At 62.5% G+C, this 23,387-nt stretch carries 19 protein-coding genes; 16 read left to right on the forward strand and 3 right to left on the reverse strand.

All coding sequences use genetic code 11. The features are described from left to right. Positions 1-281: 281 nt before the first annotated feature. The 9 genes from ACZ89F_RS10940 (at position 282) to ACZ89F_RS10980 (ending at position 10,511) form a co-directional block, all read left to right on the forward strand. Complete coding sequence (locus ACZ89F_RS10940; protein ID WP_476091786.1) at positions 282-2,063, forward strand: acetolactate synthase 3 large subunit; 1,782 nt, start codon at positions 282-284, stop codon at positions 2,061-2,063. Positions 2,064-2,146: 83 nt separating this feature from the next. Continuing rightward, positions 2,147-2,719: an acetolactate synthase small subunit gene (ilvN, locus tag ACZ89F_RS10945; RefSeq protein WP_023757090.1), complete on the forward strand. Its 573-nt coding sequence runs from the start codon at positions 2,147-2,149 to the stop codon at positions 2,717-2,719. A 131-nt stretch (positions 2,720-2,850) separates the two neighbouring features. Further along, positions 2,851-3,447: a LysE family translocator gene (locus ACZ89F_RS10950; protein ID WP_476091788.1), complete on the forward strand. Its 597-nt coding sequence runs from the start codon at positions 2,851-2,853 to the stop codon at positions 3,445-3,447. A 100-nt stretch (positions 3,448-3,547) separates the two neighbouring features. Further along, complete coding sequence (locus ACZ89F_RS10955; RefSeq protein ID WP_476091790.1) at positions 3,548-4,162, forward strand: addiction module antidote protein; 615 nt, start codon at positions 3,548-3,550, stop codon at positions 4,160-4,162. A gap of 224 nt (positions 4,163-4,386) precedes the next feature. Beyond that, entirely contained in the window at positions 4,387-5,661 is a 1,275-nt protein-coding gene (locus ACZ89F_RS10960; RefSeq protein WP_476097261.1) for an efflux RND transporter periplasmic adaptor subunit, read from the forward strand. After that, complete coding sequence (locus ACZ89F_RS10965) at positions 5,658-8,819, forward strand: efflux RND transporter permease subunit (RefSeq protein ID WP_476091792.1); 3,162 nt, start codon at positions 5,658-5,660, stop codon at positions 8,817-8,819. Before ACZ89F_RS10960 ends, ACZ89F_RS10965 begins: the two co-directional genes overlap by 4 nt. A gap of 78 nt (positions 8,820-8,897) precedes the next feature. Next, positions 8,898-9,503 (forward strand): nitrile hydratase subunit alpha, encoded by a 606-nt coding sequence (gene nthA, locus ACZ89F_RS10970; RefSeq protein ID WP_476091794.1) that lies wholly within the window; start codon positions 8,898-8,900, stop codon positions 9,501-9,503. After that, positions 9,500-10,159 (forward strand): nitrile hydratase subunit beta, encoded by a 660-nt coding sequence (nthB, locus tag ACZ89F_RS10975; RefSeq protein WP_476091796.1) that lies wholly within the window; start codon positions 9,500-9,502, stop codon positions 10,157-10,159. Before nthA ends, nthB begins: the two co-directional genes overlap by 4 nt. Next, positions 10,146-10,511: a nitrile hydratase accessory protein gene (locus ACZ89F_RS10980; protein ID WP_476091798.1), complete on the forward strand. Its 366-nt coding sequence runs from the start codon at positions 10,146-10,148 to the stop codon at positions 10,509-10,511. The genes nthB and ACZ89F_RS10980 overlap by 14 nt, the downstream gene beginning before the upstream one ends. Positions 10,512-10,621: 110 nt before the next feature. Here the strand turns inward: ACZ89F_RS10980 and ACZ89F_RS10985 are convergent, their stop codons facing one another. Beyond that, a complete protein-coding gene (locus ACZ89F_RS10985; RefSeq protein ID WP_476091800.1) occupies positions 10,622-12,334 on the reverse strand; it encodes a hypothetical protein in 1,713 nt (570 codons plus the stop codon). A 210-nt stretch (positions 12,335-12,544) separates the two neighbouring features. On the opposite strand from ACZ89F_RS10985, the gene ACZ89F_RS10990 reads away from it, so the two are divergent. After that, complete coding sequence (locus ACZ89F_RS10990; RefSeq protein ID WP_476091802.1) at positions 12,545-13,672, forward strand: ATP-dependent DNA helicase; 1,128 nt, start codon at positions 12,545-12,547, stop codon at positions 13,670-13,672. A 64-nt stretch (positions 13,673-13,736) separates the two neighbouring features. Beyond that, complete coding sequence (locus ACZ89F_RS10995; protein WP_476091804.1) at positions 13,737-14,402, forward strand: hypothetical protein; 666 nt, start codon at positions 13,737-13,739, stop codon at positions 14,400-14,402. A gap of 15 nt (positions 14,403-14,417) precedes the next feature. Here the strand turns inward: ACZ89F_RS10995 and ACZ89F_RS11000 are convergent, their stop codons facing one another. Next, positions 14,418-14,822, reverse strand: coding sequence for a SpoIIAA family protein (locus tag ACZ89F_RS11000; protein WP_476091806.1), 405 nt, complete (start codon positions 14,820-14,822; stop codon positions 14,418-14,420). Between the two features lie 114 nt (positions 14,823-14,936). Between ACZ89F_RS11000 and ACZ89F_RS11005 the strand changes: the two genes are divergently transcribed. Both ACZ89F_RS11005 and ACZ89F_RS11010 read left to right on the forward strand, forming a co-directional pair. Then, positions 14,937-15,677 (forward strand): pyridoxine 5'-phosphate synthase, encoded by a 741-nt coding sequence (locus tag ACZ89F_RS11005; protein ID WP_476091808.1) that lies wholly within the window; start codon positions 14,937-14,939, stop codon positions 15,675-15,677. Between the two features lie 103 nt (positions 15,678-15,780). Then, positions 15,781-17,700, forward strand: coding sequence for a potassium transporter Kup (locus ACZ89F_RS11010; RefSeq protein WP_476091810.1), 1,920 nt, complete (start codon positions 15,781-15,783; stop codon positions 17,698-17,700). A gap of 60 nt (positions 17,701-17,760) precedes the next feature. Here the strand turns inward: ACZ89F_RS11010 and ACZ89F_RS11015 are convergent, their stop codons facing one another. Beyond that, positions 17,761-18,651: an NmrA family NAD(P)-binding protein gene (locus ACZ89F_RS11015; protein ID WP_476091811.1), complete on the reverse strand. Its 891-nt coding sequence runs from the start codon at positions 18,649-18,651 to the stop codon at positions 17,761-17,763. Positions 18,652-18,785: 134 nt separating this feature from the next. Between ACZ89F_RS11015 and ACZ89F_RS11020 the strand changes: the two genes are divergently transcribed. The 3 genes from ACZ89F_RS11020 (at position 18,786) to ACZ89F_RS11030 (ending at position 23,377) form a co-directional block, all read left to right on the forward strand. Then, entirely contained in the window at positions 18,786-19,196 is a 411-nt protein-coding gene (locus ACZ89F_RS11020) for a winged helix-turn-helix transcriptional regulator (RefSeq protein WP_476091813.1), read from the forward strand. Between the two features lie 47 nt (positions 19,197-19,243). Next, positions 19,244-20,530 carry an FAD-dependent oxidoreductase gene (locus ACZ89F_RS11025; protein WP_476091815.1) on the forward strand — a complete coding sequence of 429 codons (1,287 nt, stop codon included), beginning with the start codon at positions 19,244-19,246 and terminating at the stop codon, positions 20,528-20,530. 66 nt (positions 20,531-20,596) lie between these two features. After that, complete coding sequence (locus tag ACZ89F_RS11030; RefSeq protein ID WP_476091817.1) at positions 20,597-23,377, forward strand: CHAT domain-containing protein; 2,781 nt, start codon at positions 20,597-20,599, stop codon at positions 23,375-23,377. Positions 23,378-23,387 lie beyond the last annotated feature (10 nt).

Here is a 23,387-nt window from a genome sequence, read left to right on the forward strand (position 1 = left end):
GCGTCCGTCGCGCGATCGTGATGGCCATTTGCCGAGCCATGAAGTGTCTTCATCGCCGGCGCGATTTTTCCCGTTGACAGGCTGCCTTTCCCGCCCTTAGTGTCCGCCACCATGAAAACGGCACTCATTCTCGTAGGAAAGCGCGTGGGCAAGGCGGTGTAACCGCCGGGCGAAAACCCCCCATGCGCAAGACACAGGCTCCCTAGGGGGCCTTTTTTATTGCCTGAAACACGACTAAACGACCAGCAACGCCCAAATGGCGACAGTACGGGACCAGACCGATGAGCAACGGACAGAACGAGCGGCGCGAAATGACGGGCGCCGAAATGGTGGTGCAGGCGCTGAAGGACAATGGCGTCAAGCATGTCTTCGGCTATCCGGGCGGCGCTGTCCTTCCGATCTATGACGAGATCTTTCAGCAGGACGAGGTCGAGCACATCCTGGTGCGCCACGAGCAGGGCGCCGGCCATGCGGCGGAAGGCTATGCGCGCTCGACCGGCAAGGCCGGCGTGATGCTGGTGACCTCGGGCCCCGGCGCCACCAACGCCGTGACGCCGCTGCAGGATGCGCTGATGGATTCGATCCCGCTGGTCTGCCTGACAGGGCAGGTGCCGACCTCGCTGATCGGCTCCGACGCGTTCCAGGAATGCGATACGGTCGGCATCACGCGCCCCTGCACCAAGCACAACTGGCTGGTGAAGGACGTCAACGAACTCGCCGCGACCATCCACGAGGCTTTCCATGTCGCGACCACCGGCCGTCCCGGTCCGGTCGTCGTCGACATCCCGAAGGATGTGCAGTTCGCCAAGGGATTCTACGTCCCCCCGCAGATCGCGCCGCGCACCAGCTACCAACCCAAGGTCCAGGGCGATCTGGAGAAGATCAAGGCGGCGGTCGAACTGATGGCCGGCGCCAAGAAGCCGATCATCTATAGCGGCGGCGGCGTCATCAATTCCGGCCCGGAGGCGAGCCATCTGCTGCGCGAACTGGTCGATCTCACCGGTTTCCCGATCACCTCGACGCTGATGGGCCTCGGTGCCTATCCGGCATCGGGCAAGAACTGGATGGGCATGCTCGGCATGCACGGCACCTACGAAGCCAACATGGCCATGCACGATTGCGACGTGATGATCTGCATCGGCGCGCGTTTCGACGACCGCATCACCGGGCGGCTGACGGCGTTCTCGCCGAATTCGAAGAAGATCCACATCGACATCGATCCGTCGTCGATCAACAAGAACGTCCACACCGAGGTGCCGATCATCGGCGATGTCGGCCGGGTGCTGGAGGACATGGTGCGGCTGTGGCGGGCGAGCGCCAAGGCCGACAAGAAGGCGCTCTACCCCTGGTGGGAGCAGATCGCCAAATGGCGTGCGCGCGACTCGCTCGCCTACAAGATGAACAACGACGTGATCATGCCGCAATACGCGATCGAGCGGCTCTACGCGCTGACCAAGGACATGGACACCTACATCACCACCGAGGTCGGCCAGCACCAGATGTGGGCGGCGCAGCACTATCATTTCGAAAAGCCGAACCGCTGGATGACGTCGGGCGGACTGGGCACGATGGGTTACGGGCTGCCCGCGGCACTCGGCGTGCAGATCGCGCATCCGGACGCACTTGTTATCGACATCGCCGGCGATGCTTCGGTGCAGATGACGATGCAGGAGATGAGCGCTGCCGTGCAGCACAATGCGCCGATCAAGATCTTCATCCTCAACAACCAGTATATGGGCATGGTGCGGCAATGGCAGCAGCTGCTGCACGGCAACCGGTTGTCGCATTCCTACACCGAAGCGATGCCGGACTTCGTCAAGCTGGCCGAGGCCTATGGCGGCCACGGCATTCGCTGCGAGAAGCCGGATGAACTGGACGACGCGATCAAGGAGATGATTGCGGTGAAGAAGCCGGTGCTGTTCGATTGCCGCGTGGCGACGCTCGCCAACTGCTTCCCGATGATCCCGTCGGGCAAGGCGCACAACGAGATGCTGTTGCCCGACGAGGCGACCGACGAGGCGGTGGCCAACGCCATCGACGCCAAGGGCAGGGAACTGGTGTAGCCAGCAGATCGAGGCAGGGCTGTCGCGAGAAGCCGTGCGCAAACAGAGAATTAGCTCAAGAGCTTGAAATCGAGATTCATGTCATGAACGCACAGCTACAGCCGACCGGTTCGGCCTATTTCATCGCCAAGGAAACGGAAAAGCCTGAAAACCACACGCTTTCCGTGTTGGTCGACAACGAGCCGGGCGTGCTTGCCCGGGTCATCGGCCTCTTTTCCGGGCGCGGCTACAACATCGAAAGCCTGACCGTCTCCGAGACCGAACATGAGAAGCACCTGTCGCGCATCACCATCGTGACGCGCGGCACGCCGCATGTGCTGGAGCAGATCAAGCATCAGCTCGAGCGCATCGTGCCGGTGCACCGCGTCGTCGACCTGACCGTGCGTTCGCATGAATCCGGCCAGGAGCGGCCGCTGGAGCGCGAACTGGCGCTGGTCAAGGTTGCCGGCACCGGCGAGGCCCGCGTCGAGGCGCTGCGGCTGGCCGACGCGTTCCGCGCCAGCGTCATCGATGCCAACACCGAGCATTTCATCTTCGAGATCACCGGCAAGGGCTCCAAGATCGACCAGTTCATCGCCATCATGAAGCCGCTCGGCCTGGTCGAAATCTGCCGCACCGGCGTGGCGGCGTTGAACCGCGGCCCACAGGCGATGTAGGACTTCGGAGGCAAGCGCCGGGCCTCGCGCCTCTGAAAAAGGGGAGGATTCTGGCCCCGCTGTGGGCGGTCCGTGGCCTTTGTGCGGTCGCCGGGAAGAGACAATAGTGCTGACTTACCAGGGAGGATATCATGTCGCTTGACGCATTCCTTGCCCTGCTTGTCTACGCTTTCGTGACGTCGATCACGCCGGGGCCGAACAATCTCATGCTTCTGGCATCGGGCGTGAATTTCGGCCTCGTCAGATCGGTTCCACACATGCTTGGCATCAGCATCGGTTTCCTGGTGCTGCTGGTCGCCGTGGGCCTCGGCCTCGGCGCTGTGCTGACGGCGTTCCCGGCGCTGCACACCGGATTGAAGATCGCCGGCGGCGCCTATCTGCTCTATCTTGCCTGGAAGATCGCCATGTCGCGCTCACTCACCGGCAAGGGCGAGGTGAAGGCGCAGCCGATGCGCTTCATCGATGCGGCGGCGTTCCAGTGGGTCAATCCCAAGGCATGGGTGATGGCGATCACCGCCATGGCCGTCTACACCAATCCGGAGCATCCGTTCCTGTCGGTGGTGTTGATCTCGGTAGCCTTCACCATCGTCAATTTGCCGAGCGTCTCGGTATGGGCGGGTTTCGGCACCGCGCTACGCGGTTTCCTGTCGGACCCGGTGCGGCTGAAATGGTTCAACATCGCCATGGGCGTGCTGCTGGCGGCGACGCTTTGGCCGATGCTGAGGTAGGTTTGAGCGGCTTTGAAGCGCTGACGTGGCGTGAAAGTACGAGCATTATGTGAACTGCAATTCACGATCCGTTTGACTGTGTGTGAATTGTGGATTACAAATGCCCATGATCGAAGTCCGCAAAACTGCTGAATTCGCGGACTGGTTCAAGTCCCTCAAGGACATGCGGGCCAAGGCGCGCATTCAGGTCCGGATCGATCGTGTGGAGCTTGGCAATCTCGGCGATGCCAAGTTCTTCGACGGCATCGGCGAATTGCGGGTCGACCATGGCCCGGGCTATCGCGTCTATTTCGTCAAGACAGGCAACACGATCATCATTCTGCTCTGCGGTGGTGATAAGTCATCGCAAAAGGCTGACATCAGAGAAAGCCATCAGCATGGCGAAGGAGGTCCAATGACCGTCGAAACCACCAAATGGGACGCTTCCGAATTTCTCGACAGCGAGGAGGCAATCTTTGCCTATATCGAGGCGGCCTTCGAAGACGGCGATCCTGCCATTATCACCCATGCGCTCGGCAACGTGGCCAGGGCTCGGGGCATGACATCCATTGCCAAGGATGCTGGCGTCACACGTGAGGCGCTGTACAAGGCGCTGAGCGACAAGGGTGATCCTAAGCTTTCAACCCTGCTCGGCGTCATGAAGGCGCTCGGGCTCAGGTTGACGGCTGGGGCTGCACCAAAGGACAATTATGCCGAGGCGCGCCTCGCTGGCTAACCCGCCACGTGTGATCGCCCCCTCACCATGTTGAATTTGTCGTATCGACCCGTGTTGCACATCCATTGTGCAGTGCACATTAAATCTTCGTAATGCCGTGTTTTGGCCCTTTTCCGACAAAGGCGTGTCCTATCTATTCGGCGAAATCGCGGCAACGGGCCGTGATTTGCGATAGAATACGACCACCTGGCTATGGCGTGTCGGACAGAGAGGGCCTTTTGTCGATGCGTGGAAAAGTCATTCTTTCATTGCTTGCGGTCGCCTGCGTCGGTGCGGCCTGGCTCTATCTGTCTCCGGACGCGCTGAGCAGGGTTCAGCAACTCATCGGCGCAAAGCAGGTCGCGGCGGCGGACAAACCGGCAACCGACAAGCCGGCAGCCGGGGGCAAGTCGGCAGGTGGCGGCAGTGCCGCCCGCTCGGCCTCGATCGTCTCCGCGACGGCAACGACCGCCGATTTCCCGATCCGGCGTTACGCGATCGGCTTCGTCTCCTCTCCCGCCGTCGTCAGCATCAACGCCCGTGTGTCCAGCCAGATCGTCTCGATCGACGTCAAGGACGGACAGATGGTGAAGACCGGCGACGTTCTGTTTTCGCTCGATGATCGGGCGCTGAAGGCGCAGCTTGCCAAGGACCAGGCGACGCTCGCCAAGGACCAGGCGATGCTCGCCAGCTCGCAGTCCGATCTCCAGCGCGCCAAGGATCTGGTCGCCAAGCAGGCCGGCACGCAGCAGACCTACGACCAGGCCGTCGCTGCGGCGAAGGCTGCCGCGGCGACCGTCGATGCCGACAAGGCGACAATCGACGCCGACAACGTCCAGCTTGGCTTTGCCACGATCACGGCGCCGATTTCCGGCAGGCTGGGTGCTGTCAGCGTCGCCGTCGGCGACCTCGTTACCACCAGCAATGGCAACAGCAGCACGGCGACCCCGCTGGTGACCATCACCCAGATGGACCCGCTGCAGGTCAACTTCAATCTTCCCGAGAGCAATCTGGCGCTGTTGCACAAGGCATTGGCGGCGCCGACGCAAGGGGCTGTGACCCTGACCAAGGATGGTGACCCGACGCCGATCGGCAAGGGTACGCTCGATTTCGTCGACTCCAGCGTCGACACCGCTTCCGGCACCATCGCAACGAGAGCCAGCATACCCAATGCCGATCTTTCGTTGTGGCCGGGCCAGTATGTGAATGTCGTGCTCGACGCCGGCATCATGCCGCAGATGACATCGGTTCCGACGGTCGCGGTGCAGCCCAGCCAGAAGGGGCCGTTCGTCTATGTGGTCAAGCCGGACAACACCGTCGAGATGCGGCCGGTGCAAGTGGCGCTGACCGAAGGCGAGAACAGCGCCATCAGCCAGGGGCTGAAAAGCGGTGAGAAGGTTGTTACCGAAGGCCAGACAAGGCTGAAGGACGGCGCCGCCGTGCATGAAGGCAAGGCCACGGCGAGTGCTGCCGCGCCCAAGGTGGCCGAGGCGACCAACGCCGGCGAGGCGGCCCGATGATCTCCGAATTCTGCATTCGCAGGCCCGTCGCCACCCTTCTGATGTCGTTCGCCCTCGTGCTGGGCGGGCTGTTTGCCTACAAGTTCCTGCCGGTGGCAGCACTCCCAAGCGCCGAATTCCCGGTGGTCAATGTCTCGGCCTCGCTGCCTGGCGCTTCGCCGGAAACCATGGCCACATCGGTGGCGACGCCGCTGATCAAGCAGTTCGCGACCATCGCTGGCATCGATTCCATTTCAACCACGAACTCGCTTGGCCAGACCTCGATCGCCATCCAGTTCGTGCTCAACCGTGACATCGACGCGGCAGCGGCCGACGTGCAGGCGGCGATCGCGCGCACGCAGAAATCGCTCCCGCCGCAGATGACGGCGCCGCCGAGCTATCGCAAGGTCAATCCGGCCGACGCGCCGATCCTGCTGATGTCGCTGGTCAGCGACACGGTTCCGCTGACCGATCTCGATGCTTTCGCGGAAAACGTCATCTCGCCGTCGCTGTCGACCATCGACGGGGTGGCGCAGGTCTCGATCTTCGGCCAACAGAAATACGCGGTGCGCATCCAGATCGATCCGACCGCGCTTGCCGCGCGCGGCATCTCGATCGACCAGCTGCAGACGGCGATCGCGTCGGCCAACAGCAACACGCCGCTCGGCGTGCTGCAGAACGACAAGCAGCAGCTCACCATCACAGCCAACACGCAGCTCAACGACGCGGCCGGCTTCTCCAACATCATCATCGCCACCAAGAACGGTCATCCGGTACGGCTGGGCGAGGTGACCCGCGTCGTCGATTCGGTGCAGACCACCACGACCGCAAGTTGGTACGATGGTACCCGGGCTATCATCATGGCCGTGCAGCGCCAGCCCGACGCCAACACGGTCGACGTCGTCGACAAGGTCAAGGCGATGCTGCCGTCCTTCCAGGACCAGATGCCGGCCGCCGCCTCGATCAAGCTGCTCAACGACCGTTCGTCCTCGATCCGCCAGGCTGTCGACGACGTGCAGTTCACCCTGCTTTTGACCATCGCGCTGGTGGTGATGGTGATCTTCGTGTTCCTGCGCCGGGTGACGGCGACCATCATCCCGGCCGTGGCGGTGCCGATCTCGCTGATCGCCACGCTCGGCGCGATGTTCCTGTTCGGCTTTTCCATCGACAACATCTCGCTGATGGGCCTGACGCTTGCGGTCGGCCTCGTCGTCGACGATGCCATCGTCATGCTGGAAAACATCTTCCGCCATATGGAGGAGGATGGGCTGTCGGCCTTCGATGCGTCGCTGAAGGGCGCGCGCGAAATCGGCTTCACCATCATCTCGATCTCGATCTCGCTGGTGGCGGTGTTCATCCCGGTGCTGCTGATGGGCGGCGTCATCGGGCGCATCTTCAACGAGTTCGCCGTCGTGGTGACGGTCGCCATCCTGGCGTCGATGTTCGTGTCGCTGACGCTGACGCCGATGCTGTGCTCGCGGCTGCTGTCGGTGACCAAGGCCGATCGCGACGCGCATGGCCCTGGCCATAAGCAGGACCTCGTCACACGCGGCTACGACCGGGTCTTGAGTTTCTGCCTGCGGCACACCTTCCTGGTGTTCCTCGTCTTCGTCGGTACCGCGGCAGCGTCGGTGTGGCTGATCGAGGTCTCGCCGAAGGGCTTCTTCCCGCAGGAGGACATCGGCCAGATCTCGGTGACGACCATCGCGCGCCAGGACATCTCGTTCGACGCCATGTCCAAGCTGCAAGGGCAGGTCGCCACCGTCTTCTCGCATTCGCCCTATGTGGACCATGTGGCGTGGTCGGCGGGCAGCGGCAACAATGCGCTCAACCAGGGGCAGCTCTTCGTCCAGCTCAAGGGCAAGGACCATCGTCCCGATATCGAGAAGGTGCTTGCGGATCTGCGCAAGCAACTGGCTGGCGTGGCGGGTATCGAGACCTACATGCAGCCGGTTCAGAACCTGAGGTTGGGTTCGCGCTCGTCGGCCAGCGCCTACCAGCTTGTGGTTCAAGGGCTAGACACTGGACTGACCGACACCTGGGCGCAAAAGCTGAACGACGCGATGGCGGCCGACCATACGAATTTCACCGACGTCACCAGCGACCTGCAGAACAACGCGCTGCAGGCGACGCTGGTGGTGGATCGCGACAAGGCCGCCCAGCTTGGCATCGACACCGACACGCTGCGCTCCGCCCTCTATGGCGGGTTCGGCACAGACCAGGTTTCGACAATCTTCGGTTCGGCCGACAGCTACGAAGTCATCACCGAGCTCGATCCCAAGATCGAATGGTCGCCCGAGCGGATGCTCGCCATCCAGATGAGGACGGCGAGCGGCAGTCTGGTTCCGCTTGGCGCCTTCGCCCGGGTCGATCGCACGGCAGGCGCCCTGACGGTCAACCAGCTCGGCCAGCTTCCGGCGGTGACGATCTCCTACAACCTGCCGCAGGGGGTGGCGCTGGGTGACAGCGTGACGCGCATCAACGCGCTGAAAGAGCAGATCGGCATGCCGACGGCGATCTCGACGACCTTTGCCGGCACGGCCAAGACCTTCCAGGATTCGCTGGCCAACCAGGGTCTTCTGGTCGGCGGAGCGATCCTGACCATCTATATCGTGCTCGGCATCCTGTATGAGAGCTTCATCCACCCGCTCACAATCCTCACCGGCCTGCCGTCGGCCGTGCTCGGGGCGGTCGTTGCCTTGCGCTTCGCCGGCATGGACCTGTCTGTCATCGCGGTTATCGGCATCCTGATGCTGATCGGCATCGTCAAGAAGAACGGCATCATGATGGTCGACGTCGCGCTCGAACTGCGACGAGAAGGCATGTCCGCCAAGGAGTCCATCCACAAGGCGTGCCTGATGCGTTTCAGGCCGATCATGATGACGACGCTGGCGGCACTGATGGGCACGTTTCCGATCGCGCTCGGCACCGGCGCCAGCGCCGAGCTGCGCCAGCCGCTGGGCGTTGCCGTTGTCGGCGGTCTGCTCGCCTCGCAGGCGCTGACCTTGTTCGTGACGCCGGTGATCTATGTCTACATGGAGAATTTCTCGGGCTGGCTGGTCGGGCTTTGGTCGAAGCGCAAGGGCGAGCCGGGTCCGGTCGAAGATGTCGACCAGCCGTCGCTGTTCAAGCCCAGGGAAGAAATGCTGCCCGAACCGCAGCGGGCGGCCGCCGAATAGGGGTAGGGCCGTCGCCATGATCCGCTGGCCTAAACCGTCGTGCTTGCGGCAGCGTCACTGGAAACGTAATTTGCGGCCATGTCACATGATCATGACCACGACAACGAACTCGATCCGTTTGCCGCCCGCGTGCGCGCATTGGAAACCATCCTCACCCAGAAGGGGCTGATCGATCCGGCTGCGATCGACGTCATCGTCGATACTTACGAGACGAAAATCGGCCCGCGCAACGGCGCCAGGGTGGTGGCGAAAGCGTGGAGTGATCCAGCCTATGCCGACTGGCTGAAGCGCGACGCGACCGCGGCGATTGGGTCGCTCAGCTACACCGGCCGTCAGGGCGAGCATATGCAGGCGGTGTTCAACACCGAGGATACGCACAATCTCGTCGTCTGTACGCTGTGCTCCTGCTATCCGTGGTCGGTGCTCGGCCTGCCGCCGGTCTGGTACAAGGCGCCGCCCTATCGTTCGCGCGCCGTCATCGATCCGCGCGGGGTGCTGGAAGAGTTCGGGCTGACGCTGCCGGCGGACAAGAAGATCCGCGTCTGGGATTCGACCGCGGAGTTGCGCTATCTCGTCGTGCCGATGCGGCCCGAGAGCACCGAGGGCTGGAGCGAGGAACGCTTGGCCGATCTGGTGAGCCGCGATGCGATGATCGGCACCGGCCTGGCGAGGCAGCCGGCATGAACGGGCCGCAGGATCTTGGCGGACAGATGGGGTTCGGCCCGGTCGCGCCGGAGAAAGACGAGCCCTATTTTCATGCCGCCTGGGAAAGGCGCGCGCTCGGCGTGACGCTGACCGCCGGCGCCATGGGCGCGTGGAACATCGACGAGAGCCGGCACGCGCGGGAATCGCTGCATCCGGCCGACTATTATGCGTCGAGCTACTACGAGATCTGGATCAAGGCGCTGGAGGTGCTGCTCGAGCGCCATGGCTTCGTCAGCGAGCGCGACCTGGCCGGGGGCCGGGCGGTCGATCCGTCAGCGACTCCCAAAAGGGTGCTGAAGGCCGAAAACGTACCTGGTGTGCTGGCCAAGGGCGGGCCTTGCGACCGGCCAGTTGCGACGCCGGCGCGGTTCAAGGCCGGCGATCCCGTGCGGACCAAGAACTTCAACCCGACCGGCCACACGCGGCTGCCACGCTACGCCCGTGGCAAGCATGGAACGATCGAGGCCGTGCGCGATGGGTTCGTGTTCCCCGACTCGAACGCGCATGGCCAAGGCGAAAACCCGCAACGGGTCTATACCGTGGTTTTCGAAGGATCGGAAATCTGGGGCGAGGGCGCCGACCCGACGCTTGTTGTGTCGATCGATGCCTGGGAGAGCTATCTTGAACCGACGTGACACGGATTTGGCTGAGTCACCGCCGGGCGTCGATGCGCCTGTATTTGCCGAGCCATGGCAGGCCGAAGCCTTCGCCATGACGGTGGCGTTGCACGACAAGGGCCTGTTTTCGTGGAGCGAGTGGGCGCAGGCGCTGTCGAACGAAGTGAAGAGACCGGGCGCCGCGGCTGACGGCCATGACTACTACGAACATTGGCTGGCGGCGCTGGAAGGTCTTCTGGTCTCAAAAGGGCTGGCCGCCAAGTCCGACGTTGACGCGATGGCTGAGGCCTGGGAGCGCGCCGCACATGCTACCCCACACGGCAAGCCGATCCTGCTGGAGAACGACCCCCAGCTCGACCGCAGGTCGTAGCGGCCAGACCGGATAGGTCGTGGTGGATAGGCGGCCGATATCAGTCGAGTGGCTGCTTTCCACCCCTTGCGGACCTTCAGGATTATGTGTGCGATGCCAAGTCCGCACGATTAGTCGAGATTTGTAAGGCGCTTGCTGCCGTGCTTTTCCTGGCGGCGCGCCTGTCGCTCTGCCCTCGTCGCACAAACCCTGGCCGGGGAGGAAGACGATATGTCGGCCCATTCAGTTTGCAGCTCGCCATGTGGGTTACGCTTGTCCTCTGCCAATAGCGGTGGCGAGATGCCGATGCGGCGCATTGCGACCAACAGCGCGCTCAAATCATCTCGGGTGAAGTTGTTGTTCGGGCTCGTCCACATCGCCAGCAAAACAGGTTCGGCAACGGCGCGGCCAGGCGAACCAACCCGACAGAGACCTTCGATACCTGCTTTGTCGATCGAGGGGGACAGTGCGCGGGGGTTGACAAGATAGGGCAGCGCATCGGTCCCTAGATCGCCCAGCCGCCTGATCAGGGTGCCTGCCTCCCATAGCCAGTGTTTATCGTCTGCACGGGCATAGAGCACGAGAAGCCGGGGGCCAAACGCGACGAGTCGATCATGAGGCAGATAGGCCAGCAGTCCGGCAAGGATGCGACCGCTTTCTCGTGCGCGATATCGATCTTTGCCTTCGACACCCGCAGCACGTTCGATCCCCGTCATGATCGCGTCGGCATGAGAGTCCAGAATTTCAGGATGGGCCGAGACGACGCCGACCTGCCAATCGACGACCTTGGCCAGCGGATCGGCAATCATCAAGTCGATATTTGCAAGTTGGCGGGTTAGCGTCTCTTGCTCCACAAATGCGATCTTTGCCAGGATGGGGGCTGCGTCGCCGCTTCGGCGGTCAGCAATCGCGACGGGTTTCAGGCCCAACGCATTGGCGAGCACAGCGGAACCTCGACCATATCGCGTCTTGCCTGACACAATGGGAGTGAAGCCATCGCGCCGGAACCCGGCGACGCAGTCCCAGCTTGGCGCGCCCGAATTGAGTGCGCATCCCATGACCGGCATTGGGATCCAGCTGAGCGGCGCCGCAACGCCATCCAGGAGATGAAAGCTCTGTCCGTCAGGTGTGGTGATTGTCCTTGTGGTACGGGTGACAGGCAACCATCCTTCGAATGCCTTTTCCTCCTTGTGGGATACCCGCACCTGCGGTGCAATTGGTCTTTCCGGCATCGACAACGCGCAGAAACGTTCTTCCATTCGTCTGGCGCCGATGCCGTCTCCGTCGAAAAAGCCAAAAGCGTGGACAAAGGCGGCCTGCAATGCCCGGCTTTCACGCACCTGGGTGCAGACCGAAATCTCCATCATGCGATGGGATAGATGTTGTTCAGGAAAATTTGAATTGGCAGAGTACGCGACAGGCAGCGTGTAGTTCTGCGTGAGGTCGAGATCACTGCCGTCGTCCTCGAAAACGAGCACCTGATGAGCAGGATCAAACGGTATGGTGACGCGCGCATTGGCCGCGTCGAACGACTGTGTAAGCGCGTGCAGCTTCAGGTGGTCTTGCACCGCAACGACATAATAACCACCGTAAAATGCCAGCGGCAAAATCAACCACCAGCGTGATACACGACCGTTGAACGCTTCAAATGAGATGCCCAACATAGCCGCGTTCACAAGAACGATAGACCAGTAAGGCGCCGCCAGAAACATCAGAAAGATTCCAACCCAAGGAATTGCCTGAAGCCCGAAAGCCGCGCCGGCCGCAACCAAGAACAAGAGCGAAATCGGAAGAGAGGAACGCATCCGTTCAGTAATCGACACAACGCTGAACAATTCGTTCATAGCGGGTGATCGACTGTCGACCATTTCGGCAAAGTGATCGCGTCCGGCCGTAGCCGAAATTCAAACTGAGGCATGGCTGGTTCTTTGTTCCCTTTACGTTCTTGTTCCTGCCTGATAGCCTGATCCGTCGGCGGCGCTGAGACGTCCCGGCGCGTCGATGGTGGTGGCGGCTGTCTTGTCTTTCCCTTGCGAATCCGGTCTCTCGCGCTGATGGAATTCTCTCCCCAACAGGACGAGGCGCTGCAATCGGTTGCACGCTGGCTCAAGGAAGGCAGGCCGCAGCTGTTCCGGCTGTTCGGCTATGCCGGCACCGGCAAGACGACGCTGGCGCGTTATTTCGCCGAACATGTCGACGGCCAGGTGCAGTTCGCCGCCTTCACCGGCAAGGCCGCACAGGTGCTGCGCTCCAAGGGCGCGGTCAATGCGCGCACCATTCATTCGCTGATCTATCGGCCGAAGGGCGAGGAATCGGTATCGGACGAGGTCACCGGCAAGACCTCGATGTCGCCGACCTTTTCGCTCAACCGGCAGAGCCCGATCTCGCGGGCCAAACTGGTCGTCATCGACGAATGTTCCATGGTCGACGAGCAGCTTGGCCGCGATTTGATGAGCTTCGGCACGCCGATCCTGGTACTCGGCGACCCCGGCCAGTTGCCGCCGATCTCGGGCGGCGGCTTCTTCACCGACCACGAGCCGGACTTCCTGCTCACCGAAATCCACCGGCAGGCGCGCGACAACCCGATCCTGCGGTTGGCGCTCGATGTGCGCGAGGGCCGCGAGTTCATGCGTGGCGACTACGGCACGGCGCAGGTCATCGGCAAGGAAGACGTCACCCAGGAGCTGGTGCTGAAGGCGGACCAGGTGCTGGTCGGCACCAACCGCACGCGGCGCCGCTACAATCAGCGGCTGCGCGAGCTCAAAGGCTTCAATGCCGACTATCCGCAGGCTGGCGACAAGCTGGTCTGCCTGCGCAACGATCCGGCCAAGGGCCTGCTCAACGGTTCGTTGTGGAAGGTGATGACTTCGTCGCGCGAAACGGTGAAGCCCGGCATCAATCTGCTGGTTTCTCCCGAAGAGGACGATCCGGACCGCGGCGTCGCCAAGATCAAGCTGCTCAAGGCGGCCTTCGAGGATCCGGACGCCGACATCCCCTGGCAGCAGAAGAAGCGCTTCGACGATTTCGACTATGGCTACGCGCTGACCGTGCACAAGGCACAGGGCTCGCAGTGGAACGAGATCGTGCTGTTCGATGAAAGCTGGGCCTTCAAGGAAACCCGCCAGCGCTGGCTCTACACCGCCATCACGCGGGCGGCCGAGCGGCTGACGATCGTCAGGTAGGGACGTCGGAGTGGGCTCTGCGTGACGTTGCGTTCCGTTGGACGGTCAGGTTAGCTTTTCAGGCATGGCACGCGTTTTCCAACAAATCGTCAGTCTTGGCCCCGACTGCCGGACAATCCATCAGATCCGCGAGCGTTTTGGCAGGGTCAGCGGCAGGCGCGGTGTTTTCGACTGGCAAGGCACGCCGCCCGCGGTGGTGATGGACTATCTGCGGCGCGATTTTGTCGGGATGTTCGAGCGCGATGATTTGCAGGTCGCCGACGGCAAGGTCTCCAACCGACGATTCGGCACCAGCTACAAGCACCTGTTCCCGGATGGTGTTACCGAAGCGGTGCTCGACGCGCGCTATCCGGCTGTCCGAAAAAACCATGACCGATGGTGCAAGACGACGCGGACACTGATCCGAAATGGTCATACGACGCTGTTCGTTCTTGGTTTGCCTGTGGCCGGGCGGGATATGGATGAACTGTCGATGCTTCTCGAACAAGCCGCTCCCGGCCGGGACTTCCTGTTGCTGGCGCCTCCCGAAGGAGACAGAAGCGACGATTGGCGGGGCGACTATGATTTGTGGCGGGAGCATTTTTCCCCATTCTCGATCGAGCCGCCATTGGGAAGGCGGATCACCTTGAAATTCTATCGGCTCGGCAAGAGGATGTTTTTCAGGAACTCAAATCCCCTCGACGCCGACGAGTTGATCGGAACGCTGAACTGGCTTTGGAAGAAGCGCTAACCGGCCTGCTGCAAACTATTGCCCGCCAATCGGGCTGGCGCCGAGCCATTGCCAGGCAGCGGCCTCGTCTTCCGCCTTGAAATGCCTGAGTTCGATGGGCGGAGAGGACGGCAGGAAACGCTGTGCGTCCGCTATCCAGTCCGGTTCGCCGATCGTCGCGCACCGGCCGACATGTTCCAACGCATGGATGGCGCCCTGCTTCAGGGTCTCGTCCGCGATGTCGGCCCAGTCGACGCCATCATGGTCTACGAGGCGCACCAGCACATCGATGCGCGGGTGAAGGGCATAGGCAGCCTCCATCAGCCCGAAAAGGTTTTCGCCGTCGGCCGCGGAGACGTGCCCGACGATGTCGATGGCGAAGAGGTCGTCACGGCTGGTCTCGAGACGGCGGATCGCCGGTACGGTGTCGAGAAAATTCATGGGCGGTTCCTTTCCCGGGTTCGTTCATCAGGCTTGGAACACCCGAAACCCCCTGTCTGTTCCCGTTAAAGGCATTATAGGTGGCGCGTCGAACGATTTTACGAGGCCGCCCGCATGCCCGCAAAGCTCTCCGTCAATCTCAATGCCGTCGCCATGCTGCGCAACCGGCGCGACCTGCCGTGGCCTGATGTCATCGGTCTCGGCCGCATTGCGCTCGCGGCCGGGGCGCATGGGCTGACGGTGCATCCACGCCCCGACGAGCGGCACACAAGACGCTCCGATCTGCCCGCGATCCGGTCGCTGATCGACGACGAGTTTCCGCGCGCGGAATTCAACATCGAGGGCTATCCGACCGAGGATTTCCTGCTGCTTGTGGAAAAGAATCAGCCCGAACAGGTAACGCTGGTGCCGGACGATCCGGCCCAGGCGACATCGGACCATGGCTGGAACTTCGCGACCCAGGCCGCGTTCCTCACTCCGATCGTCAAGCGTCTGAAGAAGGGGGGCTTTCGCGTGTCGCTGTTTTCCGATCCGGACCCCGATTGCGTGGCGGCCGCACGCGACACCGGCGCCGACCGCATCGAGCTCTATACGGGTCCCTACGGCAGCTATCATTCCGATTCTGCAAAAGCGGACAAGGAGCTGGAAAGACTGGGAAAAACCGCCGACGCCGCCCTTGCTGCCGGGCTTCAGGTCAATGCCGGGCACGATCTGGTGGTCAGCAACCTGCCGGCACTTGCCAGGCGCATTCCGGCATTGGCCGAAGTGTCGATCGGACATGGGTTGACAGCCGACGCGTTGGAGTATGGCATGGCCGGCACGGTGGGTCGGTTCCTCAAGGCCTGCGGATGGTAGCGATGGCAGCCTCGCGTGGCAGGCATGGCAGCCATTACGCGACGGCACTTGATATTGCATCGCAGCAAGCGTAGAGCACCGCGCGCTTATCGGAGTGTCGTCCATGGCCCTTACCAATACTGGTAGTGAGGCAGAACCCGTCGAACAATCGAGCCATTCGGAAGTCGAGCAGCACAGCACCAAGGTTCTGATGCTGGGCGCGCTCGGTGTCGTCTATGGGGATATCGGCACCAGTCCGATCTACGCCTTTCGCGAGGCGCTGGTGGCGTCGTCGGGCGGCAATGTCGCCCAGCGCGGCGATATTCTCGGCGTGCTGTCGCTGATCATCTGGTCGCTGACGATTATCGTCACCATCAAATACATCATGTTCGTGCTGCGCGCCGACAACCGCGGCGAGGGCGGCGTGCTGTCGCTGATGGCCCTGGCGCGCGGCAGTTTCCCCAAGCGCTCGGCGCTGATGCTCGGCATCGGCATCGTCGGGGCATCGCTTTTCTTCGGTGACGCCGTCATCACGCCGGCGATTTCGGTGCTGTCGGCGGTCGAGGGCATGAATGTCGTCACGCCGACCTTCCAGCCTTATGTGGTGCCGCTGACACTGGTCATCCTGGCCATGGTGTTTGCGGTGCAGCGCTTTGGCACGGGCGGGGTGGGATTGGTGTTCGGCCCGGTGACCGCGGTATGGTTCCTGGCCATTGGCCTTTCCGGTCTCAACCACATCATCGCCGATCCGGAAATCCTGTGGGCGGTGAGTCCGCACTACATCGTCGCCTTCCTGATCAATTCGCCTGACGTCGCTTTCGTCACCATCGGCGCCATCTTCCTTGCCGTCACCGGCGCGGAAGCACTCTATGCCGATCTCGGCCATTTCGGCCGCAAGCCGATCGTGCTCGCCTGGCTGGCGATCGTGTTTCCCTGCCTGCTGCTCAACTATGCCGGGCAAGGCGCCTTCGTGCTGGCCAAGAACGGCGTCGTCGGCCATCCGTTCTTCGAGATGAACGAAGGCTGGACGCTGATCCCGATGGTCGTGCTGGCGACCGCCGCCACGGTCATTGCCAGCCAGGCGGTGATATCAGGCGCGTTCTCGCTGACCAGGCAGGCGGTGCAGCTCAACATGCTGCCGCGCCTGGAAATCCTGCACACGTCGGAGAAACAGTCCGGCCAAATCTATATGCCGCGCGTCAATCTCCTGCTGGCGCTGGTGGTGATGATGCTGGTCGTAGGCTTCGGCGAATCCAGCAGGCTGGCGTCGGCCTACGGCATCTCGGTGACCGGCAACATGCTGGTGACGACGGTGCTGCTCTATGTCGTCATGACGCGCATCTGGAAATGGAAGCTGTGGCTGGCGGTCTCGCTGACGGCGCTGTTCGGTTTCATCGACGTCGGCTTCTTTGCCTCCAACATCGTCAAGGTGTTCGAGGGCGGCTGGGCATCGCTGGCCGTGGCCTTCACCATCGTGCTGGCCATGTGGACCTGGGTGCGCGGCAGCCGCTATCTGTTTGACAAGACCCGCCGCAACGAGATCCCGCTCGATTTCCTCGCCGGCAATTTGTTGAAGAAAAAGCCGCAGTTGGTGTCTGGCACCGCCGTGTTCCTGACCAGCGATCCGCTCAGCGCGCCAACCGCGCTGATGCACAGCCTCAAGCACTACAAGGTGCTGCATGAGCAGAACGTCATCCTTTCGGTGGTGACCGCGCCGCAGCCGGTGGTGCCCGACAGCGACCGGGTCAAGATGGAGACGGTCAACGAGCTGTTCATGCGGGTGACGCTGACCTTCGGCTACATGGAGCAGCCCAACATCCCACGCGCGCTGGCGATCTGCCGCAAGCAGGGCTGGAAGTTCGACATCATGACGACCTCGTTCTTCCTGTCGCGGCGTTCGCTCAAGGCCTCGCCCAATTCCGGCATGCCGGTGTGGCAGGATCGGTTGTTCATCGGCCTGGCTCGCACGGCGGCCGACGCGACGGAGTACTTTCAGATCCCGACCGGGCGCGTGGTGGAGATCGGCACGCAGGTGGCGATCTAGGCATGTCTGGCGGATCGGCGAACGGACTGTGCCTCACGGCACAGTCCATGTCACTCCGCTTCAGCCGGCCAAGGCGGCCTTGTTCGCCTCGAGGAACTGCTTCAGCGTTTTCGACTTTCGGCCGGAAAGTGTCTCGACCGAGTCCGTCACCATGCCGAGGCCACCGACCCGCGTGGCCGCGTCGAACGACACGAGCAGCCGGGCGATGGGTTCGGGAAGACCGGCCGACTTCATTCCCTCGGTCAGGGCTTCGTCGGAAAGCTGGATGACCTGGATGGGCTTGCCGATCACTTCAGTGACGAGCGCCGCGACCTCGGCGGTCGTATAGGCTTTGGGTCCGGTCAGCGTGTAGGTCGTGCTTGCGCTGGTGTCCGAAGCGAGCCCAGCAGCTATTGCAGCAGCGAGATCGTCACGCGCGCCATAGGAAATGGCACCATCGCCCGCCGATGTATACCATTGGCCCGATGCGAGGACCTGCGGCATCGCCATGAACAGGTTCTCGTCATACCAGCCATTGCGGAAGATCGTGTAGGGGATGCGACTCGCCTTGATCGCCTGTTCGGTGTCGTAGTGGTCGGGGGCGAAGAGCACCGGTGAACCCGGCTCGGTGTTGGGCAGCGAGGTGTAGAGCAAATGGGCGACGCCTGCTTGTTTCGCGGCGGCGACGGCAGCGAGTTGCTGCTGGCGCCGCTTTCCCTGGATTGCCAGTTCGTTGGTCGAGATGATGAGCACCCGGTCGGCGCCTTGAAACGCCTTGGCGAGCGAAGCCGGATCGTCGAAGTCGGCCGCCCGAACGGCGACACCGCGCGCTGCCAGATCGGCAAGGTTGGCCGGCGTGCGGGTGGTGGCGATGATCCGCGCCGCCGGCACCTTGAATGTGTCCAGCAGGTGGTTGATGACGCTGCGGCCAAGCTGGCCGGAAGCGCCGGTGACGAGGAGAGTTTTGCTCATTGGTGATCCTGGCATGGGTCGGAGGGAAGAGGCAGGTGCCGGTCTCAAAAAGAGACCAGCTCTAAAATAGGAATTGACCCATGGCCGTAAAGAAGGCAGTTTTTCGGGAGGTAGGCACAGCCAAGGAACCATCCGTGGACAGCAAGATCGTCAATCTCAGATCCAAGCTCGAGATCTACAAAGCCATGACTGGCGGCGGAAACCTTGCCGATTGCCCGGTTCGCGATGTGATCCAGGGTCTCAGCGGAAAATGGAGTTCGCTGTTGATGGGCGCCTTGGCCGAGCAGCCCTACCGCTTCGGCGAGTTGCGGCGGCTGGTGCCCGACATTTCACAGCGCATGCTCACCCAGACGCTCCATGATTTGCAGCGCGACGGCTATGTGCATCGCGAAGTGTTCCCGACCAAGCCGCCGAGCGTCGAATACAGCCTGACCGACCTTGGGCGCTCGATGTTCGGCGCCTTGAACCAGCTGATCTTGTGGGCCGAGCTCAATCATGACGCCGTGCGCGACGCGCGCGCCGGCTTTGATGCAGCCCGGGCGTGAGCCGGACAAGGCCGTTGGCGACTTGATTTCGTCCGGCCGCTGAAGGATTGTCCCGGCCATTCGGCTTTGGGGGCATTGGCATTTCCTACGACATCGCAATTGCGGGCGCCGGGCCGGCGGGACTGGCTACGGCGCTCTATCTCAAGCGCGCCGGGCATCGGGTCACCGTCTTCGAGCGCTTCGACGAACCGAAGCCGGTCGGTTCCGGACTGATCCTGCAGCCGACCGGGCTGACGGTCCTGGCCGATCTTGGCCTGCTCGACGACATACTGGCGCTGGGCAGCCGCATCGACCGCCTGCACGGCGCCGACGCCCGCAGCGGCCGCACTGTGCTCGACGTCCGCTACGATGCGCAGCGAGGCCATCGTTTCGGGCTGGCGGTGCACCGGGCGGCCTTGTTCGGCGTGCTTTATCGGGCCGCGCAGCGCGAGAAGATCGCCATCGAGACCGGCGTTGAGATCGAGACTCTGGAGACCGGCGAACGGGCGACGTTGATTTGTGGCAACGGACGAAGGGCAGGGCCGTTCGACCTGGTCGTCGATGCCAGCGGTTCGCGCTCGAAACTGCGACGCAGCGCAAGCGCTCCAGGCGAGCCGCGGCCGCTGACCTATGGCGCGTTCTGGGCCTCGCTGGGCTGGTGCGGCGAAGGTTTTGACGAGCATGCGCTGCTGCAACGCTACGACAGAGCGAGCGTGATGATCGGCGTGCTGCCGATCGGCCGACCGGAGCCGGGCGCTGAAAAGATGGCGGCATTCTTCTGGAGCCTGAAGCCGTCGGATGCCGATGAGGTACGCGCCCGGGGTCTGAACGCCTGGAAGGAAAGGGTGGTCCGGCTGTGGCCCGAGAGCGAGGCGTACACCAGCCAGGTCGACAGTTTCGACCAGCTCTCGCTGGCGCGCTATGGCCACCACACGATGAAGCGGCCGGTTGGGCGGCGGCTGGCCATCATCGGCGACGCGGCGCACTCGACCAGCCCGCAGCTCGGGCAAGGGGCCAACATGGCGCTGCTCGACGCCGCCGCGCTCAGCCATGCGCTGGCGCGGACGCCAAACGTGGAGGCAGCACTGGAAGCGTATGCGAAGGCGCGGCGCTGGCATGTCCGCATCTTCCAGGCGCTGTCGCTGGCATTCACGCCGTTCTACCAGTCGGATTCAGTGGCGTTGCCCTTCATCCGCGACAGGCTGGTGGCTACGGTGGCAAAAATCCCGCCGGCGCCGCAATTCCTCGCCTCGATGGTAGCCGGCACTGTGATCGATCCGTTCAAGCGGATCGGGCTGACGGAAGCGCGGTGGGATTTCAGACAAAATCCGGGTCATGATACGACCGCATCCTAGAGTTTTCGCATCAGACCGATCCGCATGAACGCTGTCATGTCCATAGTCCGAAAATCGCGAGGCCGGATGCAGGTCGTTGCGTCCGTCCTGGCGATATTGGTTGTAGTGTTGCCGTTGCCGCATGCGCACGGACAAGAAACAGGCCAGGCCAGTCAGCAGGCTCCAATAGACAGTGAAGCGGCGCTGAAGGCCCGGATCGATGCGGCCTACAAGCTGATGATGGAGGTCGGACGCTTCGACGAAGGTTATGCGCAGTTGCGGGCAGCGCTTCTCGATACCGCCAGAAGCGACCTCTATGATTTTACGGTCGAGAGTTACTCGAACGCCGGTGCGACGTTCCTCAACAACCAGATTCTCGACAACGCCGAGGAGATTTTTGCCGAGGGCCTGAAAACCAGGGCGATGCAGCAGGATGTCGCGAAGCGTGCCGATTTCTATCTCAACTACGCGATGCTGAAGCAGGCCGAGAAAGACTACCAGGGCTTCGTTTCCATGTGCGCTACGGCAACCAATCTTTACGCCCATTACCATGGCACGGAATCCCCGGAACTCATGTATGCCAACGATGTGCTGGCGACAGGGATCGCCGCATTCGGTCAAATCGCTGCGGCGATCAATGTTGACCAGCGCAATCTGGAGATTGCGGAGCGGGTGCTTGGTCAGGATGATCGCTTCACCTGGAAACTGCAGAACAATCTGGCCGATATGCTGCGCCAGATGGGCGCGCCAACCCGCGCCTTGCAGTATGATCTGAACGTGATTGAGAAGCGCATCGGCTACTACGGGCCAAATCATTTCAATGTTCTGGTCAGCGCCAACAACACGGCTCAGGACTATCTCGACCTCGCCAAGTACGACGAGGCCTTGCGCTATTTCCAGCAAGACCGGGACATTGCCGTCGTTCTCAAGCAGGAAGGCAATTTGGTCGAGCAGGCCGATGCGTGGCTGCTCTACACCAGGGCGCTCTCTGGTGCACAGCCGCTCGACGCGCCGACGCTCGCACGCTTGCTGCCGCTGACCAACGACGCGAGCTATCCCGAGATATTGGCAATCAAGATCGCCAACCTGCTCGCCGCGCATTTCGCCGCCATGGGCGATACCGAAAACAGCATGAACCAACTCGATCGGGCCTATAGCATCGCCCGATCGACATACGGCTCGGTGCACCCGCTGACCTTTGCCGCGCGACAGGCTATGGCCAACCTGAAGGCGAAGTCGAATCCCGAGGCCGCAGCCGCCGATTTTGCGGCTCTCAACGATGACATGTTGCGTTGGAATTGGTTCCAGGTGAGCACGGCCGCCAACCCGGTCGTCGCTGAAGCCAGCCGGGCCTTGGCCGATGACATGCTCTACGACTATGCGCGGCTGGCAAAAAACAACGCATCGGCAGTGCCGGCATTCGCTGAAGCGGCGCGCCGCTGGCCGACGCTCGAAAACGACAAGCGGGATCAGTTGCGCAGACTGTCGCGTTTGATCGATCCGAACGACATGGAGACACGGCATTTGATCCAGGCCGGGATACGGCTGTCCCTGGCCTACCAGGAGGCTGCTTCCAGTGGCGACAGTGCCGACGATCCAGGTGCCGTGCAGCCCGACCAGGCTCAGGCGGCGTACGAAAAGGCGATCACGAGAGTCACGACCAGATACAGTTTCGGACAGAGCGCTGTGGACAATCCACTGCCATCCGCCAGCACGCTGCTGAAGCCCAATGAGGCGCTCGTCGACTATTTCATCACCCGCAAGTGGCGGGCGGACCGCGAGAGCGCCGATCCGATGGAAGACGAGCGCCTCTATGCGATCGTCACGCGCAAGGATCAGCAGCCGCGCCTCTATGATCTCGGCGATCCGCGCCGACTGATCCCGGCTGCTCATGAAACGCGCATGGCGAACCTTAGATCGACCCGTTCCGCGCAGGAGCGTGGCGCTGTGACTTTGGTCGATCTGAACGCCACATTCACCGGGCTCTATGCCGGTCTCATCGCACCTCTGGAGACGTCGCTTCGTGGCGCCGACACGCTTTTCGTGGTGCCGGACGGCAAACTGTTTTCGGTGCCGTTTCCCTTGCTGCAGGACGGCAAGGGCGCGTCGCTTGATGACCGCTTTCTCGTGCGCATGCTGACGCGGCCGGAATCGCTTCTGAACGCGGGCGTCGATCAAAGTTTCCCCAAGACCGGCAAGGCCTTGCTGGCCGGCGGCCTGGATTATGCGCGCGGTACGGAAAAGGGCGCCGAGCCGCTGCCGGGCACCCGCAAGGAGGTCGACGCGATCGCGTCGATCCTGCGCGGGGACCAATATTCGGTCGAGATGCTTACCGGAACGGCGGCCAGCGAGCGGGCGCTGCGCAAGGACATGGAGCAGGCGACGGTTGCGCATCTGGCCACGCACGGCGCCTATCGCGACGAGAAAGAGGGCGGCGTTGGCGCCGTCAATGCGCTGTGGCAGAGCGAGGTGGTGCTGTCGCGGTCGGGAAACCGGCAATCGATGAAGCGCGACGATGATGACGGCCGGCTCTATGGCATGGAACTGATGATGTGGGACCTGTCGAACCTCGACCTGCTTGTGCTGTCCGCTTGCGAGACGGCTCGTGGCCAGGAGACGTTCGTCGGCGGTTTGCGCGGCCTGCCGACAGCGATCAATATTGCCGGTGCGAAGCGCTCGCTGCTGACGCTATGGCCGGTGGACGATGCGGGAACCGCCGCCTTCATGGTCAGCTTCTACGACCACCTGGCCGCCGGGCAGACCTATCCGGAAGCGCTGCGCCAGGCCCGTCGCGATGCCCGCGACGGCAAGATATCTGGCGCGCAGGACCCGCGGGTCTGGGCGGCTTTCGTCATGTTCGAGAACTGACGGCTGCGAG

It is taken from the genome of Mesorhizobium sp. USDA 3734 (assembly GCF_056279665.1).

Excerpts from the sequence above, each read along its gene's own strand:
- ACZ89F_RS10940 (WP_476091786.1), top strand. The coding sequence starts at position 282 with ATGAGCAACGGACAGAACGAGCGGCGCGAAATGACGGGCGCCGAAATG.
- ilvN (WP_023757090.1), top strand. The coding sequence starts at position 2,147 with ATGAACGCACAGCTACAGCCGACCGGTTCGGCCTATTTCATCGCCAAG.
- ACZ89F_RS10950 (WP_476091788.1), top strand. The coding sequence starts at position 2,851 with ATGTCGCTTGACGCATTCCTTGCCCTGCTTGTCTACGCTTTCGTGACG.
- ACZ89F_RS10955 (WP_476091790.1), top strand. The coding sequence starts at position 3,548 with ATGCCCATGATCGAAGTCCGCAAAACTGCTGAATTCGCGGACTGGTTC.
- ACZ89F_RS10960 (WP_476097261.1), top strand. The coding sequence starts at position 4,387 with ATGCGTGGAAAAGTCATTCTTTCATTGCTTGCGGTCGCCTGCGTCGGT.
- ACZ89F_RS10965 (WP_476091792.1), top strand. The coding sequence starts at position 5,658 with ATGATCTCCGAATTCTGCATTCGCAGGCCCGTCGCCACCCTTCTGATG.
- nthA (WP_476091794.1), top strand. The coding sequence starts at position 8,898 with ATGTCACATGATCATGACCACGACAACGAACTCGATCCGTTTGCCGCC.
- nthB (WP_476091796.1), top strand. The coding sequence starts at position 9,500 with ATGAACGGGCCGCAGGATCTTGGCGGACAGATGGGGTTCGGCCCGGTC.
- ACZ89F_RS10985 (WP_476091800.1), bottom strand. The coding sequence starts at position 12,334 with ATGAACGAATTGTTCAGCGTTGTGTCGATTACTGAACGGATGCGTTCC.
- ACZ89F_RS10990 (WP_476091802.1), top strand. The coding sequence starts at position 12,545 with ATGGAATTCTCTCCCCAACAGGACGAGGCGCTGCAATCGGTTGCACGC.
- ACZ89F_RS10995 (WP_476091804.1), top strand. The coding sequence starts at position 13,737 with ATGGCACGCGTTTTCCAACAAATCGTCAGTCTTGGCCCCGACTGCCGG.
- ACZ89F_RS11000 (WP_476091806.1), bottom strand. The coding sequence starts at position 14,822 with ATGAATTTTCTCGACACCGTACCGGCGATCCGCCGTCTCGAGACCAGC.
- ACZ89F_RS11005 (WP_476091808.1), top strand. The coding sequence starts at position 14,937 with ATGCCCGCAAAGCTCTCCGTCAATCTCAATGCCGTCGCCATGCTGCGC.
- ACZ89F_RS11010 (WP_476091810.1), top strand. The coding sequence starts at position 15,781 with ATGGCCCTTACCAATACTGGTAGTGAGGCAGAACCCGTCGAACAATCG.
- ACZ89F_RS11015 (WP_476091811.1), bottom strand. The coding sequence starts at position 18,651 with ATGAGCAAAACTCTCCTCGTCACCGGCGCTTCCGGCCAGCTTGGCCGC.
- ACZ89F_RS11030 (WP_476091817.1), top strand. The coding sequence starts at position 20,597 with ATGCAGGTCGTTGCGTCCGTCCTGGCGATATTGGTTGTAGTGTTGCCG.